The sequence below is a fragment of the Streptomyces lusitanus genome, assembly GCF_042647945.1.
GTDB classification, from domain to species: Bacteria; Actinomycetota; Actinomycetes; order Streptomycetales; family Streptomycetaceae; genus Streptomyces; species Streptomyces pseudogriseolus.
The window spans coordinates 19879-33703 of record NZ_JBHRWL010000027.1 but is presented as its reverse complement, the minus strand read 5'-3'; the positions used below and the strand labels follow the sequence as shown (position 1 = coordinate 33703).

Genomic DNA, 13825 nt, shown 5'->3' with positions numbered 1-13825 from the left:
GCCGGGCGGGGGCCGGGCGGGAGGCCGGACAGTGGCCGGACGAGGCCGCCGACGGACGGCCCACAGTGGCCGGACAGACGGCCGGACCGGGGGCCGGTCGGGCGGAGGACAGCGGCCAGACGGGGCCCACGACAGCGGCAGGGGCCGTACCGAGGACCGTACCGAGGGCCGGATCAGCGACGGACAGCAGCCGGACGGAGCCGCTGACGGGCCCTGTGGCCCGCCGTGCGGCTCCCGGGCGGCGGGACCATGCTGGAAGGGAGGGCCCGGACGGCCGGCGCCGGGACCGCACCGGACCCGGACCCTGGGACCGCACCGGACCCCGGACCCCGGGACCGCCCCAGGCCCCCGGGAACTCCCGTAAGCCCCCGGGACCCGGCCCCCGGACCCGGCCCGCCGCCGTCCCTCCGTACCGCGCGCCACGGAGGTCGCCATGGTCACCCTGCACGGAACGCCCGACCTGTTCGCCCTGTCGGAGATCCGCGGCCCGGTGCTGCGCCCCGGCGACGACGGCTACGCGCAGGAGGTCACGGGCTTCAACCTGGCCGCCCGGCGCACCCCCGACGTGGTGGTCGGGGCGACGGGCGTCGACGACGTGGTGACCGCGCTGCGCTGGGCGTCGGCCACCGGGACGCCCGTCGCCGTCCAGGCGACCGGCCACGGCGCCAACTACCCGCTCGACCACGGCCTGCTGATCAGCACCGCGCGGATGAACGCCGTACGGGTCGGCCCCTCGCGGGGCACCGCGACCGTCGCGGCCGGGGCGCGGTGGCGGGACGTGATGGCGGCGGCCGCCCCGCACGGCCTCGCGGGACTGTCCGGCACCTCCTCGGGCGTGGGCGCGGTCGGCTACACGGTGGGCGGCGGCCTGCCCGTCCTGGGGCGCGCCTACGGGTACGGCGCCGACCTGGTCCGCTCCTTCCACGTCGTCACCCCCGACGGGACGCTCCACGAGACGGACCGGGACCGCGAGCCCGACCTGTTCCGGGCGCTGCGCGGCGGCAAGGGCGCCGTCGGCGTGGTGACGTCGATGGTCACGGAGCTGCTGCCGCTGCGGACCCTGCTCGGCGGCGCCATCTGGTTCCCCGGCGAGCACGCGGAGGCCGTGCTGACCGCCTGGTCCGGGTGGATCACCACGGTGCCGGACCGGATGTGCACGTCGTTCACGCTGCTGCGGCTGCCGATGCTCCCGCAGGTCCCGGAGCCGCTGCGGGGCCGCTTCTGGGCGCGGGTCGCGGTCGCGTGGACCGGCGACCCGGACGCGGGCGAGGAACTGCTGGCGCCCGTGCGGGAGGCCGCCCCGGTGGCCGTCGACACGGTGGAGGTCATGCCGTACACGGAGGTTGACCGTATCCACACGGACCCGCGGGACCCGCTCCCGGCGCGGGAGTCGTGCCTGCTGCTGCACGAGCTGACGCCGGTCGCGGTCCGGACGTTCCTCGACCAGGTCGGCCCGGACGCGGCCGACTGCCCGCTGCTGCTCGTCGGGCTCCGGCACATGGGCGGCGCCCTGTCCCGCCCGGGGCCCGGCCCGGACATGATCTGCGCCCGGGACGCCGAACACCTCCTGGAGTCGGTCGGGGTGGTCGCCTCCCCGTCCGACGCGGAGGCCGTCGAGCACGCCACGACGGCCCTGTACACCGCGATGTCCCCGTACGGCACCGGCCGCACGATGGTGAACATCCACGGCGCCCCCGGCGACACCGCCGACCGGGCCCGCGCCTGGACCCCGGAGGTCCACGCCGACCTGCTGCGCCTCAAGCACACCCACGACCCGGCCAATCTGCTGCGCTTCGGCCACACTCCCTGAGCCGCACCCCCTGAACGGGCGCGGCACCCGTCGGATACGGTGCTCGTCTTCCGCGACACGCACGACAACACGTACGACGACCCGTACGACCACGTACGACGACCCGTACGACGGCCGTACGACGGCCCGTACGACGAAAGGGGCACCGGACCGTGCACAGCGCCGCCGTGACGACCGAGGGCGACCGCATCCGCTGGGTCGAGCTGCCGGGCCGGGACCCGGCCCGCGTGTACGTCCACGGCCTGGGCGCCACCTCCCCCGCCTACTTCACCGAGACCGCCGTCCACCCGCTGCTGGCCGGGCATCGCTCCCTGCTGGTCGACCTGCTCGGCCACGGCCACAGCGACCGGCCCACCACGTTCGCCTACACCCTGGAGGACCACGCGGACGCGCTCGCCGCCGCGCTGCGCGCCGCGAAGGTCACCGCCGCCGAGGTGGTCGCGCACAGCATGGGCGGCTCGGTCGCCGTCGTCCTGGCCGCCCGCCACCCGGAGCTGGTGTCGCGGCTGGTCCTCGTCGACGCCAACCTCGACCCGCTGGCCCCGGAGCCGGGCGCCCTCGGCAGCAGGGGCATCGCGGCGTACGGGGAGGAGGAGTTCGTCGCGGGCGGCTGGCGGGAGGTGCGGGACCGCGCGGGCGAGCTGTGGTGGTCGACGATGCGGCTGGCGGGCCGGGAGGCCCTGCACCGCAGCGCCGTCCATCTGGTCCGGGGCACGACCCCCACCATGCGCGACCTGCTGCTCGGCCTCACGGTGCCGCGCACGTTCCTGTACCCGGAGGCCGACGGCGCCTTCCCCGGGGCGGAGGCCCTGGAGGCGGCGGGCGTCCGCGTGGTCCCGGTCCCGGACTGCGGCCACAACATCATGCTGGACAATCCGGAGGGCTTCGCCCACGCGACGGCCAAGGCACTGGCCTGACCTCACTCCCGGCCCGCTGGAGGGACCGACATGCGACTGCGCTGTGCCGTGCTGGACGACTTCCAGGACGTCGCCACCACGATCGCCGACTGGGGTCCCGTACGGGACCGGGTGGACGTGACCGCGTTCCGCGAGCACCTCACCGACGAGGACGAACTGGCGTCCCAGCTGGCCGGCTTCGACATCGTGGTGACCCTGCGCGAACGCGTCCCGTTCCCCGCCTCGCTGCTGGACCGGCTCCCCCGGCTGAAGCTGATCGTCGCGTCCGGCATGCGCAACTCGGTCATCGACTACGCCGCCGCCGAACGCAACGGCGTCACGGTCTGCGGCACCCGCAGCTTCCCCACCCCGCCCGTGGAGCTGACCTGGGCGCTGCTGCTCGGGCTCGCCCGGGGCCTGGTCACCGAGAACAACGCCCTGCGCGCGAACGGACCGTGGCAGTCGACGGTGGGCGCCGATCTGCACGGCCGCCGCCTCGGCCTGCTCGGCCTGGGCAAGATCGGCAGCCGGGTGGCACGGGTGGGCCTCGCCTTCGGCATGGGGGTCACGGCATGGAGCCCGCACCTCACCGAGGAGCGCACGGACGAGGTGGGCGTCGAACTGGCCTCGTCCAAGGAGGAGTTGCTGCGCACCAGCGACTTCGTGTCCCTGCACCTCGTCCTGGGCGACACCACCCGGGGCCTGCTCGGCGCGCCCGAACTGGCCCTGATGAAGCCGACCGCCCACCTGGTCAACACCTCACGCGCCGGCCTCGTCGACCAGGACGCCCTGCTCACCGCGCTGCACGAGGGCAGGATCGCGGGCGCGGCGGTGGACGTCTTCGACACCGAGCCGCTCCCCGCCGGCCACCCGATGCGCACGGCACCGCGTCTGCTGGCCACCCCGCACCTCGGTTACGTCTCCGAGCTCAACTACCGCACGTACTACGCGGAGGCGGTCGAGGACATCGAGGCGTACCTGTCCGGCGCCCCGGTCCGCCGCCTGCACTGACACCGCGCGCTCCCGTTGCGCGTTGTGGACCGGTCGGACGACCCCTCTTTGGCCCTGTCCACAGGTCCATGACGCCACCAGGCTGGAAGGAACCGACGTAGTTCCCCGGAGGTTCCCTTGAGTCTCGCGTTCCTGCCGGCCGCTTTGGCCGTGGTGGCCACCCCCGGCACCGGCGTGGTGTACACGCTCGCCGCCGGTCTCTCCCACGGCCGGCGGGCCGGTCTGGTGGCCGCCTTCGGCTGCACCCTCGCGGTCGTGCCCCACCTGCTGGCGTCCGTCACCGGCCTCGCCGCCCTGCTCGCCTCCAGCCCGCTTGCCTACGCGGTGGTGAAGTACGCGGGCGTCGCGTATCTGCTGTACATGGCGTGGGCGATGCTGCGCGACAAGGAGGCGTTCACCGTCCGCCCGGAGTCCGAGCCGCGCCCCGCGCTCCGCGTGATCACGAAGGCCGTGCTGATCAACGTGCTGAACCCGAAGCCGACCCTTTTCTTCGTCGCCTTCCTCCCCCAGTTCGTCCCGGCCGGCTCGACGGACTCGCTCGGCCTGATGCTCCAGCTCGGCGGGGCCTTCATGGCCCTGACCTTCGTGGTCTTCGCCGCGTACGGCGTGTGCGCCGCGGCCGTACGGGACCGGCTGGCGGCCCACCCCCGGGTCACCACCGGACTGCGCGCCGTCTTCACGGCGAGCTTCGTCGGGCTGAGCGCCCGGATGGCGGTGGCGGGATGACCGGGCTGACCTTCCGGCACGCGGAGGCGGTCCGGTCCGCCCACCCGGGCCTGGCGGCGGGCGTGCTGTACGGCACGGACGTCGACGCCACCGACGCCGGCTCGCCGGACGCGGTGGCTTCGCGCATCGAGGAGTACACCGCCCGCGCCCTCGCCCGGCTCGGCGAGGGCCCCGAGAGCCAGTTCCCCGAAGTACTGGCGTGGCGGCGGGCGTTCGCCCGCATGGGCCTGCGTCCGACGCAGTACCGCTGCGCCTCCGAGTCCCTGCTGCGCCGCCTGCGCAAGGAGGGCGCCCTGCCCCGCATCCACCCGGTCGTCGACCTGTGCAACGCGGTCTCCGTGGCGTACGCCGTGCCGGTCGCGGTGCTCGACGCCGACCGGATCACCGGCCCGCTGCTCGAGGTGCGGCCCGCGCACGGCGACGAGGAGTACACGACCTTCGGCGGCCGCACCGAGCACCCGGCCCCCGGCGAGGTGACGTACGCCGACTCCGCCGGGCGCGCGCACGCCCGCCGCTGGACGAACCGGCAGAGCGGCCACTCGGCGGTGAGCGACAGCACCCGCCGGATCCTCGTGGTGGCGGAGGCGATGCACGAGGGAGGCGCGGACACCGTGGCACAGGCCCTGAAGACCGTCGCCGAGGAGCTGACCGCGCACTGGCCCGTCACGCCGGTCACCGCGCTCCTCACCGCCGGCACACCGGAGTTCACCCTCGGGCACGGGGTCCGGACGCCGTAGCGGTGCATGGCACCATCGGTCCGGTGACCGACAGGGACGGCGCGACGGCGCACGGCTCGGACTTCCTGAACCTGCGGGCGGACGACGTGCCCGCGCACGGCAAGGCCGACTGGCTCGCACATCGGGTGCGGCAGGCGATCACCGAGCGCAGGCTGACCGTGGGCAGCAGGCTCCCGGCCACCCGGCTGCTCGCCGCCGAACTGCGCGTCTCGCGGGGCGTGGTGACCGAGGCGTACCGCAGGCTCGCGGAGGACGGTCATGTCGAGGGGCGCCGGCGCGGCGGCACGGTCGTGGTCGCGGCGCCCCCGCCCCCGCCGCCCGACCGCGCCCAACACCCGACCCACGCCGTCCCGTTCACCGGCCCGCCCGACCCCCGCGTCTTCGACGCGCTGCGCGCCGCCGACGCCCGGATCGACCTCACCCCCGGCCGCCCCGACCTGTCCGCCTTCCCCCGCACGGCCTGGCTGCGGGCCGAGCGGGCCGTGCTCGCCGAACTGTCCAGCGCGGACCTGGGGTACGGCGATCCGCGCGGCGCGCCCCGGCTGCGGCGCGCGGTCGCCGACTGGCTGGCGCGCAGCCGGGGCATCGCGGCCGACCCGGACGGCATCGTGATCGTCGCGGGCATCGCCCAGGCGCTCACCCTGCTGCATCCGGTGCTGCGCGCGGACGGGATCACGGCGGTCGCGGTGGAGGAGCCGGGCTCGCTCGGCACCCGCCAGCATCTGGCGCACGGCGGCCTCGCCACCCCGCCCGTCCCGGTCGACGCGCACGGCCCGGACGTCACCGCGCTCCGCGCCACCGGGGCCCCCGCCGTCCTGCTCACCCCGGCACACCAGTTCCCCACCGGCGTGGTGACCAGCGGGGAGCGCCGCCGCGAGCTGCTGCGGTGGGCGGCGGACGGCGGGCTGATCCTGGAGGACGACTACGACGCGGAGCACCGCTACGACCGCCCGCCGGTCCCCGCGCTGCGTTCCCTGCTCGCCGACCGCCTCTGCTACATGGGCAGCGTCTCCAAACTCCTCGCCCCCGCCCTGCGCATCGGCTGGCTGCTCCCGCCCCGGCGCCACCTGGACGCGCTGACCGACGCGAAACGCTTCACCGACCTGGGCAGCGCGGTGCTGCCGCAACTCGTCCTCGCCCGGCTGATGGAGACGGGCCAACTGGAGCGGCACCTGCGGCTGTTGCGCGCCCGGCACGTGCGCCGCCGGGACGCGGTGATCGCCGCCGTCCGCACCCATCTCCCGGGCGCGGCCGTGCACGGCGCGGCGGCGGGCCTGCACCTGACGGTCACGTACGCGCCGGACGTCCCCGACACCGAACTGGCCGCCGCCGCGTTGTCCCTGGGCGTCAAGTGCCACCCGCTGTCCTGGCACCGCCAGCTCCCCGGCCGCCCCGGCCTGGTCCTCGGCTACGCCGCCGACCCGCCCGGCACCCTCACCGAGGGCGTGGCCCTGCTCGGCGAGGCGCTGCGCTCCCTGGTGTGAAGAGGCTCTGAATCCCCTCAAGTTGCTTCACCGGCCGCCGACGGACCCGTACCGTCGAAGCACAAGCAGATGCGTACGACCCAGAGGGCAGGAACAGGGGAACGCTGTGTCGATCGAACACATCGCCGTGATCGTCCTGGCGGTCGAGGTGGTCGTCATGGTGTCGGCGCGGGTCGGCATCGAGCGCCGCCACTGGGCGCACGCCAAGGGACGCGGTCCGGCGCCGCAGGCGGGCGACGACCTCACCTTCGTACCGGCGGCGCTGTACGGGATCGCCGCGGCGGCGATGGCGGCCGGCGCGCTCACCGTGTCCGTCGAACCGACCCTCGAAACGCTCGCCACGGTCGCGACGTTCGGTGTGCTGCTGCCCGCGTTCACCGCGAACGCCGTGCTCAGGCTGTTCACGCGGGGTGGCCGCAGGGCCGTCACCCCGGGCCTGCGCGGTCTCGCCGCCACGGTCGCCGCGGCCGGCGGGCTGGTGTCGGTCGGCCTGATCTGACATCCGTTCCCGGGAGCCGGGCCGGACCTGCTATGGTCCGTCGGTCAGCCTTCGCGCGCCCCCGACAGGGCAGCACGAAGGCTTTTTTCATGACTTCTTCCGACCCCAACTCTTCCAAGCACACCCCCGGTTATCGCGCGCTGCTCCGCAACCGCGAGTTCGCCGGCCTGTACGCGGGTTTCACGCTGACGGTGGCCGCGAGCACCCTCTCCGGCTTCGCCCTCGGCACGCTCGTCGACCGGTCGACCGGCTCGCCGTTCCTCACCGCCGTGAGCATGTACGGCGCGACCTTCGCGACCGTGCTCGGTGCTACCACGCTGATGTCGGTCGCGGACGGCAGCCGCCCGCGCCGCACCCTGGTCGCGCTCCAGGCCGTCGCCCTCGTCGGCGCCTGCGCGCAGGCGGCCCCCGGCATGCCGCTCACCGCCCGCTTCGCCCTGCTGCTCCTGCTCGGCTTCTTCCAGTCCCTCAACACCGGGACGCGCATGGGCCTGCTCGCCGAGGCGGTGCCCGCGTCCGCGTACGTCCCGGCCCGGTCGCTGATGAACATCACCGCGGGCGGCACCTCCGTCCTCGGGTTCGCCCTCGGCGCGGTGCTGCTGCGCCATCTCACCCCGCAGGGCCTGTTCGTCGCGGCGGCGGCGCTGACGGCGGCCGCGCTCGCCGTGACGGCGGCGACCGTACGGGAACGCTCCATCCGCCCGCCCCGCCGCCCCGACCTGCGCGAGACGTGGACGACCAACGCGGCTCTTCTCTCCCGTACCGGCCCGCGCGCCCTGCTGCTGAACCTGTGGGTGCCCAACGGCCTGATCGTCGGCTGCGAGGCGCTGTTCATCCCGTACGCCGGGGAGAACGCGGGTGTCCTGCTGGCGGCCGCATCGGGCGGCATGCTCCTGGGCGACCTGACCGTCGGCCGCCTGCTCTCCCCCGAGTGGCGACGCCGCTCCGCGTTCCCGCTGCGCCTGCTGCTCGCCGTGCCGTACCTCCTCTTCGCGCTGCACCCGCCGGCGCTTGTCGCGGCGGTCGCGGTGTTCGTCGCGAGCGCGGGCTTCGCGGCCACGCTCCCCCTCCAGGAACGGCTCCTGGCCCTCACGCCCGAGCAGGTGCGTGGCCAGGTGCAGGGCGTGGAGTCGGCGGGCCGGATGACGTGGCAGGGCATCGGCGCGGCGGTGGCGGGCGCGACGGCGCAGGTGCTCTCGCCGACGGTGACGATCACCACCCTGGCGGCGCTCTCGGTGTGCGTGACACTGCTGTCCCGCCCGTACGTCAACCGCACACGGCCCCTGACGGTCCCGCGGGCCGCCCGGTCCTGACAACTGGCGCGCACGCCCGTCGAGGCCTGTCTGTCCGGCCCTCGGGTCCGCCGTCCCGGCCGACGCCGCCGGAGCGCGCGTGGCCGGGACGGCCGCCCCGCACGTGGCTCAGGGATCAGAACTCACTGGCGGGGAACACCCGCCACACCTGGGCGAGGTGCACACCGCCGCCCCACAACCGGGTCAGGCCGAGCAACTTGTCGTTCAGCTGGTGGTATTCGGCGAGGCCGAGCGCGAAACGCGGATGCACGACCGAGACGATGACGTAGCTGTCGGAGCTGACGTCCTGGCGGACGAACCGCCAGTTCTGGTGGAGGCTGTCGGTCCGCTCCTGGAAGGTGACGATGTCCGACGGCTTGGCGCCGACGGTCAGGCACCGGCGGTGGGCGAACGATTCGATGCGTGCGGTCCCGTCCCCGTTCTCCACCAGGTACCACTTGTGGCCGGTGGTGTTCGTCCGGAACGGGAACTCGGCCCAGGTCTGCACGTGGTTGCCGACACCGTCGTGCCAGTCGTTGCACATGAAGTACGTCCCGGTGACGTGATGAGACATCCCCACCGGACCGATGGGCAGCGTCGTGATCATGTCGGGCACGAGTGACTCCCTCGTCTCTCCGTTCGGGCCGCGTGGCCCCGTACGCGAAGAGCCTTCACACCCACCCACCGCCCCAACCAGTGGGCGGAGTCGCGTCACCGCGCTCCGCGCCCGCCTGCGCACTCCGCGCAGTGGCGCACTCCGCGCGCGCACCGGCACCCGGCGGGACGCCGTACGCCTCACGGTGCGGTCAGCACCTGCCGCACGAACTCTCGCAGGTGTGCGCGCAGTTCGTCCCGACCCGACCCGCGCGCGCCCCGGCGAGGTACTCGACCAGGTCCGCGCGGACGGCGGCCGGCAGGGCGTGTGCGGTGAAGTCTCCGTCGGCGAGATGGCGGTTGTCGAGCTTGAAGCACAGGATGGCGTCGAGCAGTGCGGGCACGCGCTCCGGCGCGGGCGCCGGGACCCAGCGGCGGCGGTCCTTCCGCCACGGCCCGCTTCAGCGTTCCCTTGCCGACACCGGCCGGCCGCCCCGCGACTTCCGCACGGCCAGCGAACGGGAGACCGCACTCGTCCCCTGAGGACCTCAGCCCTGTGGTGGACCCCCGGCTGCGGTCAAGGATCGCCACGTCACGGGTCCGTCCCGGCGGACGGCGGCCGCCGACGGGCGCGGAACGGCGCGGGAACCGCCGTACCCGCCGGGCCCCCGGCCTGTCCCGGCGCGGCGCGGACGGGGGTGCGCCCCGTGACGGTGTGCGCCCCGCCCGCTTCTCCCTGTAACAGGGCTGTATTAGCGGACGGTCGAGCGAAACGCCCGGACGGGCCGGACGGCTCTTCGTGCTCAGAGACGCCGGCCCGCACAGACGGGCCGGCACCCCCACCGACACCGAGGAAGCCACCATGCGCGTCAACAAGCTCACCTTCGCAGCCCTGGCCGTCGTCGCGGGTCTCTCGCTGACCGCCTGCCAGAGCGACGACGACACCACGTCGTCCTCGACCTCTTCCTCTTCCTCCTCTTCGAAGGGGGCCGACTCGGCTCAGGGAACCGCGGAGAACGCCGCCGCGGAGTCTTCGGACCAGGAACAGGACACGGTCGGCGCCTGCCGCACCGACGAGCTGGAGGTCACGGCGCAGGACACCACCATCGACGGCGACGAGGAGAACACCGTCGCGGTGACGTTCACCAACGGCGGCGGCCGGGACTGCTCGCTCGCGGGCTTCGCGGGCGCGGACCTGACGACCGACGCGGGCACGGTGTCGGCGGTGCGCACAGGCGACCCGGCCCCGGCGACCGTCCTGAAGGACGGCAAGTCGATCTCCTTCTACATCTCCTACCCGGCCAACGACACGGGCGGCTCCGGCATCCGCGTCACGGGCCTGGTGGTGACCCCGCCCAACGAGACCAAGTCCGTCACCCTCGACTGGCCGGGCGCGGCATCCCTCCCGGTCACGGACGGCTCGGGCACCCCGGTGAAGGTCGGCCCGATCGGCAGCGCGGGCCAGGGCGAGTGACCCGTACCGGCGGGCGGTGCGCCGGGGCGGGGCGGAAGGCACCCACCGCCCCGCCCCGCCCCGCCCCGCCCCGACGACGCATCGGTCAGAAGCCGGACTTCCACTTCTGGTTGCCGCCGCCGTTGCAGGTGAACGAGTACGCCGACCCGGCGGAGTCACTGTCCAGGCACGTGTTCCAGGCGACGCTCCTCAGCGACACCTGGTCCCAGCCGGTGCCGACGCCCGACCAGAGCTGCAACTGGTAACCCCAGTCGTTGTCACTGGCGCAGGGAGCGGTGGCGATGGCCGAGTTGACCTGGACAAGGCACCGTCCGGTCGCCTTGTTCCTGATCTGCACGACGTCGTAGCCGGAGTGGTACCGGTACACCACGCTCCAGGTCTGGTGGCCGTTGCCGGACTGACAGGGCAGCGTGTAGACACCACCGCCGCCGTCACTGTCCAGGCAGCGTCCGGTCGCCCAGTTGCGCAGCAGGTCCGTCCTGATGACCGTCTCGGCCGACGCCGTGCCGGTGCCGAGGACGGTGAACCCCAGGGCCAGCGGCAGGGCGAGGGCTCCCGCCCACCACCGGCGAGCCGTCCGGCCCGAGGACGGCTCCGTCCCGTGCCGCTTGTCCGTCACGTTTCGCTTGTCCGTTCCGTTCGCAGCGAGCATGCCGTTCTCCCTCACTTCTCGTGGGCACCTGCGTGCAGGTCGTCGGTGGTGGTCGGTCCGCGACGGGCCGGCACCGCCGAAGGGGACCGGTCGCCGTCGTCCACGCCCCTCAGTGCCGCCGCGGCGCGGAACGTTACGCACCGGCGCGGAATCACTTCGTACGCCGCCCGAGGGACACCGGGAGCGGCGCCGCGGTACTAGGCTGACGCCACCAGCGCACGGTCGGCGAGGAGAGGCTCATGGCGGGCGCGCCCCAACTGCCCCCGGACAACGTCCTGGTGGAGCGACTCCGGGACGGCGACGAAGAGATGTTCGCCCTGGTACTGGACGCCTGGTCGGGCGGCATGCTCCGGCTGGCCAGGTCGTTCGTGTCGACCAGGGAGTCCGCCGAGGAGGCCGTGCAGGACACCTGGCTGGCGGTCATCAAGGGGATCGGCGACTTCGAGGGCCGCTCGTCCCTGAAGACCTGGGTGTACCGCATCCTGGTCAACACGGCCAAGGCACGGGGGACGAAGGAGAGCCGGACCGTCCCCTTCACCAGCCTGCTGCCGGAGGAGGAGGGGCCGACGGTGGACCCCGCGCGGTTCCGCGGCCCCGGCGAGCCCCACCCCGGGCACTGGGCCGTCGGACAGGAGCCGCGTCCCTGGCACATACCCGAGGACCACGTGCTGCGCGGCGAGGTGCGCGGCGTGCTCACGGAGGCGATCAACGAACTGCCGCCCCGGCTGCGCACCGTGATCACCCTGCGTGACGTCGCGGGTTACGGTTCCGAGGAGGTGTGTACGCTGCTGGACATCAGCCCCGGGAACCAGCGGGTCCTGCTGCACCGGGCCAGAGCCGCCTTACGGGGCAAGCTGGAGATGTATCTGTCCGGTGCCCGCGAGGTCGCGGAAGGAAGGGGACGAGCGTGAACTGCGACGAGTTCGTCGAGCTGGTCACGGACTTCCTCGAATCCGCCCTGTCCGAGGAGGACGAGCGGCGCTTCATCGACCATCTCGCCGAGTGCTCCAAGTGCGAGACCTACCTCGACCAGATGCGCCGGACGATCGCCGTAACGGGCGAGCTCACCGCGGAGAGCATCTCCCCGGACGTCCGCCGGGAGTTGCTCACCGCTTTCCGCGACTGGCGGCGCTAGCGCGCATCACCGCGGCGCACGAGGGGACACCGGGCGGTCAGGCCGTCCGGTTCAGTTCGGCCGCCCCGAACGAGACACTGAACCGCTCGCACCAGATCGTGACCGTGGAGAACCTCTCCAGGTCGGTGCCGGCCGGGACCGGGTAGTTCTGGTTGCCCTCGTTGCCCTTCAGACCGCCGAGGTCGATGTGTTCGCCGTCGTCGAGGTTCCCGCCGCTGGACCGGTTCACCGGCTGGTCACTGAGCCACACCCTCAGGGCCGGCCCGTCGGAGGTGCGCAGGTCCGCCAGGCGCAGCACCGTCTTCCCGTCGGCGAGGCGGTGGATCTCCACCGAGCCGTCGGTCTCATGCGCGTGGGAGACGAACGTACCGGTCACCTGGACGGGGGCGGCGCCGTCCTGCCGGACCGCGGCCGCCGGCGGCGCCTCGTCCACCCGCTCCGTGGTGAACAGCCGCCACGGCTGGAAGAGGTGGAGCCCGACGGCCGTGACGGCCAGCACCACTGCGGCGACGGCGAGGAGGAAGGGGCGCTTGCTGCGAGGCATGAGGGGTGTCTCCTTCTGTCAGGTCCCGTCACGTTCTTGCGACCGGGCGCGTGACCCGGACGGCATTCAGAGCGGGGAAGGGCAGCGGGCGTTACAGGGGAACCGGCGAAAAAAAGATCCGGGCGGGCCGTAACGTTCCGCGGCCCGACGGAACTGAGGAGGCAACAGCCAGTCAGCTACGAGAGGCCGAGAGCATGACCGTCGAAACCACCGCCCACGTCTGCGCCTACCCGGACTGCACCCAGCCGGCCGAGGCCCCCGCCCCCGGCGCGCACCCACACGCTCCCCGTTTCTGCGCGCACCCCGACCACAACGCGCTCGGCGCGTTCCGTAAGTTCCGTGCGAAGCGGCAGCAGCGCAAGGAGGACAAGCGCGCGGCGGCCGAGGCCAAGAAGGCGGCGAAGGCGGAGGCGAAGGCCGCCCAGGCCGCGACCACCCAGCCTGCCGCCCCCACCTCACCCGAGCAGGCGCCGGAGCCGGCGGAGGCCATGATCCTCGAGATGGCGGCGGAGATGATGACGGTGTCCGACGCCGCCTCCGACGCCGACCGCACCGCCCAGTCACGCGACGACCTCGTCGCCCTGATCAAGCAGCTGGCCACCGATCTCCCCGCCTACATCGAGGAGTTGGCGCTCATCACCGACTCAGCGGCGGCCGAGTCCCGGATCGAGACGGTCACCCGTGCCTCCGCCCAGCGCATCCTGGCCGCCGAGGAGCGCGCCGCGCTCGCCGAGCAGGCGGCGGAGATGGCCGTCACCGCACTGGACGAGGCGCAGGAGAAGTTCGACCGGGAGACGGCCGCCGTCCGGGAGGAGACGGCCCGTAAAGTTGCGGACGCCGAGTTCGTCAGGGCGGAGCTGGAGCGGTACCGGGAGCGGGTCGGCATGCTGGAGGTCCGCCTGGACGCGGTCCGCGACGAGGCCGACGAGCTCCGCCGGGCCAGGTGAGGGTGCCGTCCCCCTCCGCCGCCG

General features: G+C 73.7%; 16 protein-coding genes. 12 read left to right on the top strand and 4 right to left on the bottom strand.

The window, feature by feature from the left end; all coding sequences use genetic code 11:
* The first annotated feature begins 433 nt into the window (after window positions 1-433).
* From ACFOSY_RS29695 to ACFOSY_RS29660, 8 genes are all read left to right on the top strand, one after another.
* Window positions 434-1810 (top strand): FAD-binding oxidoreductase, encoded by a 1377-nt coding sequence (locus ACFOSY_RS29695; protein WP_394312775.1) that lies wholly within the window; start codon window positions 434-436, stop codon window positions 1808-1810.
* 152 nt (window positions 1811-1962) lie between these two features.
* On the top strand, window positions 1963-2727 hold the full coding sequence (locus ACFOSY_RS29690) for an alpha/beta fold hydrolase (protein WP_394312772.1): 765 nt from the start codon (window positions 1963-1965) through the stop codon (window positions 2725-2727).
* Window positions 2728-2757: 30 nt separating this feature from the next.
* Window positions 2758-3717, top strand: coding sequence for a D-2-hydroxyacid dehydrogenase family protein (locus tag ACFOSY_RS29685; protein ID WP_394312770.1), 960 nt, complete (start codon window positions 2758-2760; stop codon window positions 3715-3717).
* Between the two features lie 117 nt (window positions 3718-3834).
* Window positions 3835-4443: a LysE family translocator gene (locus ACFOSY_RS29680; protein WP_394312767.1), complete on the top strand. Its 609-nt coding sequence runs from the start codon at window positions 3835-3837 to the stop codon at window positions 4441-4443.
* Entirely contained in the window at window positions 4440-5180 is a 741-nt protein-coding gene (locus tag ACFOSY_RS29675) for a B3/B4 domain-containing protein (RefSeq protein ID WP_394312765.1), read from the top strand. The genes ACFOSY_RS29680 and ACFOSY_RS29675 overlap by 4 nt, the downstream gene beginning before the upstream one ends.
* Before the next feature lie 14 nt (window positions 5181-5194).
* Entirely contained in the window at window positions 5195-6664 is a 1470-nt protein-coding gene (gene pdxR / locus ACFOSY_RS29670; protein WP_394313035.1) for a MocR-like pyridoxine biosynthesis transcription factor PdxR, read from the top strand.
* Window positions 6665-6770: 106 nt separating this feature from the next.
* Complete coding sequence (locus tag ACFOSY_RS29665; RefSeq protein ID WP_394312763.1) at window positions 6771-7163, top strand: hypothetical protein; 393 nt, start codon at window positions 6771-6773, stop codon at window positions 7161-7163.
* An 89-nt stretch (window positions 7164-7252) separates the two neighbouring features.
* Window positions 7253-8476 (top strand): hypothetical protein, encoded by a 1224-nt coding sequence (locus ACFOSY_RS29660; protein ID WP_394312760.1) that lies wholly within the window; start codon window positions 7253-7255, stop codon window positions 8474-8476.
* 115 nt (window positions 8477-8591) lie between these two features.
* On the opposite strand, the gene ACFOSY_RS29655 is transcribed toward ACFOSY_RS29660, so the two are convergent.
* Window positions 8592-9062 carry an RICIN domain-containing protein gene (locus tag ACFOSY_RS29655; protein ID WP_394313032.1) on the bottom strand — a complete coding sequence of 157 codons (471 nt, stop codon included), beginning with the start codon at window positions 9060-9062 and terminating at the stop codon, window positions 8592-8594.
* Window positions 9063-9261: 199 nt separating this feature from the next.
* Window positions 9262-9453 (bottom strand): hypothetical protein, encoded by a 192-nt coding sequence (locus ACFOSY_RS29650; protein ID WP_394312755.1) that lies wholly within the window; start codon window positions 9451-9453, stop codon window positions 9262-9264.
* Between the two features lie 458 nt (window positions 9454-9911).
* Here ACFOSY_RS29650 and ACFOSY_RS29645 point away from each other — a divergent pair, with 458 nt between their 5' ends.
* On the top strand, window positions 9912-10523 hold the full coding sequence (locus tag ACFOSY_RS29645; RefSeq protein ID WP_394312753.1) for a DUF4232 domain-containing protein: 612 nt from the start codon (window positions 9912-9914) through the stop codon (window positions 10521-10523).
* 85 nt (window positions 10524-10608) lie between these two features.
* On the opposite strand, the gene ACFOSY_RS29640 is transcribed toward ACFOSY_RS29645, so the two are convergent.
* A complete protein-coding gene (locus ACFOSY_RS29640; RefSeq protein WP_394312750.1) occupies window positions 10609-11175 on the bottom strand; it encodes an RICIN domain-containing protein in 567 nt (188 codons plus the stop codon).
* A gap of 239 nt (window positions 11176-11414) precedes the next feature.
* On the opposite strand from ACFOSY_RS29640, the gene ACFOSY_RS29635 reads away from it, so the two are divergent.
* Window positions 11415-12086, top strand: coding sequence for an RNA polymerase sigma factor (locus ACFOSY_RS29635; protein ID WP_394312748.1), 672 nt, complete (start codon window positions 11415-11417; stop codon window positions 12084-12086).
* Window positions 12083-12310 carry an anti-sigma factor family protein gene (locus ACFOSY_RS29630; protein ID WP_394312746.1) on the top strand — a complete coding sequence of 76 codons (228 nt, stop codon included), beginning with the start codon at window positions 12083-12085 and terminating at the stop codon, window positions 12308-12310. Before ACFOSY_RS29635 ends, ACFOSY_RS29630 begins: the two co-directional genes overlap by 4 nt.
* Window positions 12311-12347: 37 nt before the next feature.
* Here the strand turns inward: ACFOSY_RS29630 and ACFOSY_RS29625 are convergent, their stop codons facing one another.
* Window positions 12348-12854: a DM13 domain-containing protein gene (locus ACFOSY_RS29625; protein ID WP_394312744.1), complete on the bottom strand. Its 507-nt coding sequence runs from the start codon at window positions 12852-12854 to the stop codon at window positions 12348-12350.
* 194 nt (window positions 12855-13048) lie between these two features.
* Here ACFOSY_RS29625 and ACFOSY_RS29620 point away from each other — a divergent pair, with 194 nt between their 5' ends.
* A complete protein-coding gene (locus ACFOSY_RS29620) occupies window positions 13049-13801 on the top strand; it encodes a hypothetical protein (RefSeq protein WP_394312741.1) in 753 nt (250 codons plus the stop codon).
* The last annotated feature ends 24 nt before the right edge of the window (window positions 13802-13825 follow it).

Coding starts and splice junctions, on each gene's coding strand:
- ACFOSY_RS29695 (WP_394312775.1), top strand. CDS start 434: ATGGTCACCCTGCACGGAACGCCCGACCTGTTCGCCCTGTCGGAGATC.
- ACFOSY_RS29685 (WP_394312770.1), top strand. CDS start 2,758: ATGCGACTGCGCTGTGCCGTGCTGGACGACTTCCAGGACGTCGCCACC.
- ACFOSY_RS29675 (WP_394312765.1), top strand. CDS start 4,440: ATGACCGGGCTGACCTTCCGGCACGCGGAGGCGGTCCGGTCCGCCCAC.
- ACFOSY_RS29660 (WP_394312760.1), top strand. CDS start 7,253: ATGACTTCTTCCGACCCCAACTCTTCCAAGCACACCCCCGGTTATCGC.
- ACFOSY_RS29655 (WP_394313032.1), bottom strand. CDS start 9,062: ATGATCACGACGCTGCCCATCGGTCCGGTGGGGATGTCTCATCACGTC.
- ACFOSY_RS29645 (WP_394312753.1), top strand. CDS start 9,912: ATGCGCGTCAACAAGCTCACCTTCGCAGCCCTGGCCGTCGTCGCGGGT.
- ACFOSY_RS29640 (WP_394312750.1), bottom strand. CDS start 11,175: ATGCTCGCTGCGAACGGAACGGACAAGCGAAACGTGACGGACAAGCGG.
- ACFOSY_RS29635 (WP_394312748.1), top strand. CDS start 11,415: ATGGCGGGCGCGCCCCAACTGCCCCCGGACAACGTCCTGGTGGAGCGA.
- ACFOSY_RS29625 (WP_394312744.1), bottom strand. CDS start 12,854: ATGCCTCGCAGCAAGCGCCCCTTCCTCCTCGCCGTCGCCGCAGTGGTG.
- ACFOSY_RS29620 (WP_394312741.1), top strand. CDS start 13,049: ATGACCGTCGAAACCACCGCCCACGTCTGCGCCTACCCGGACTGCACC.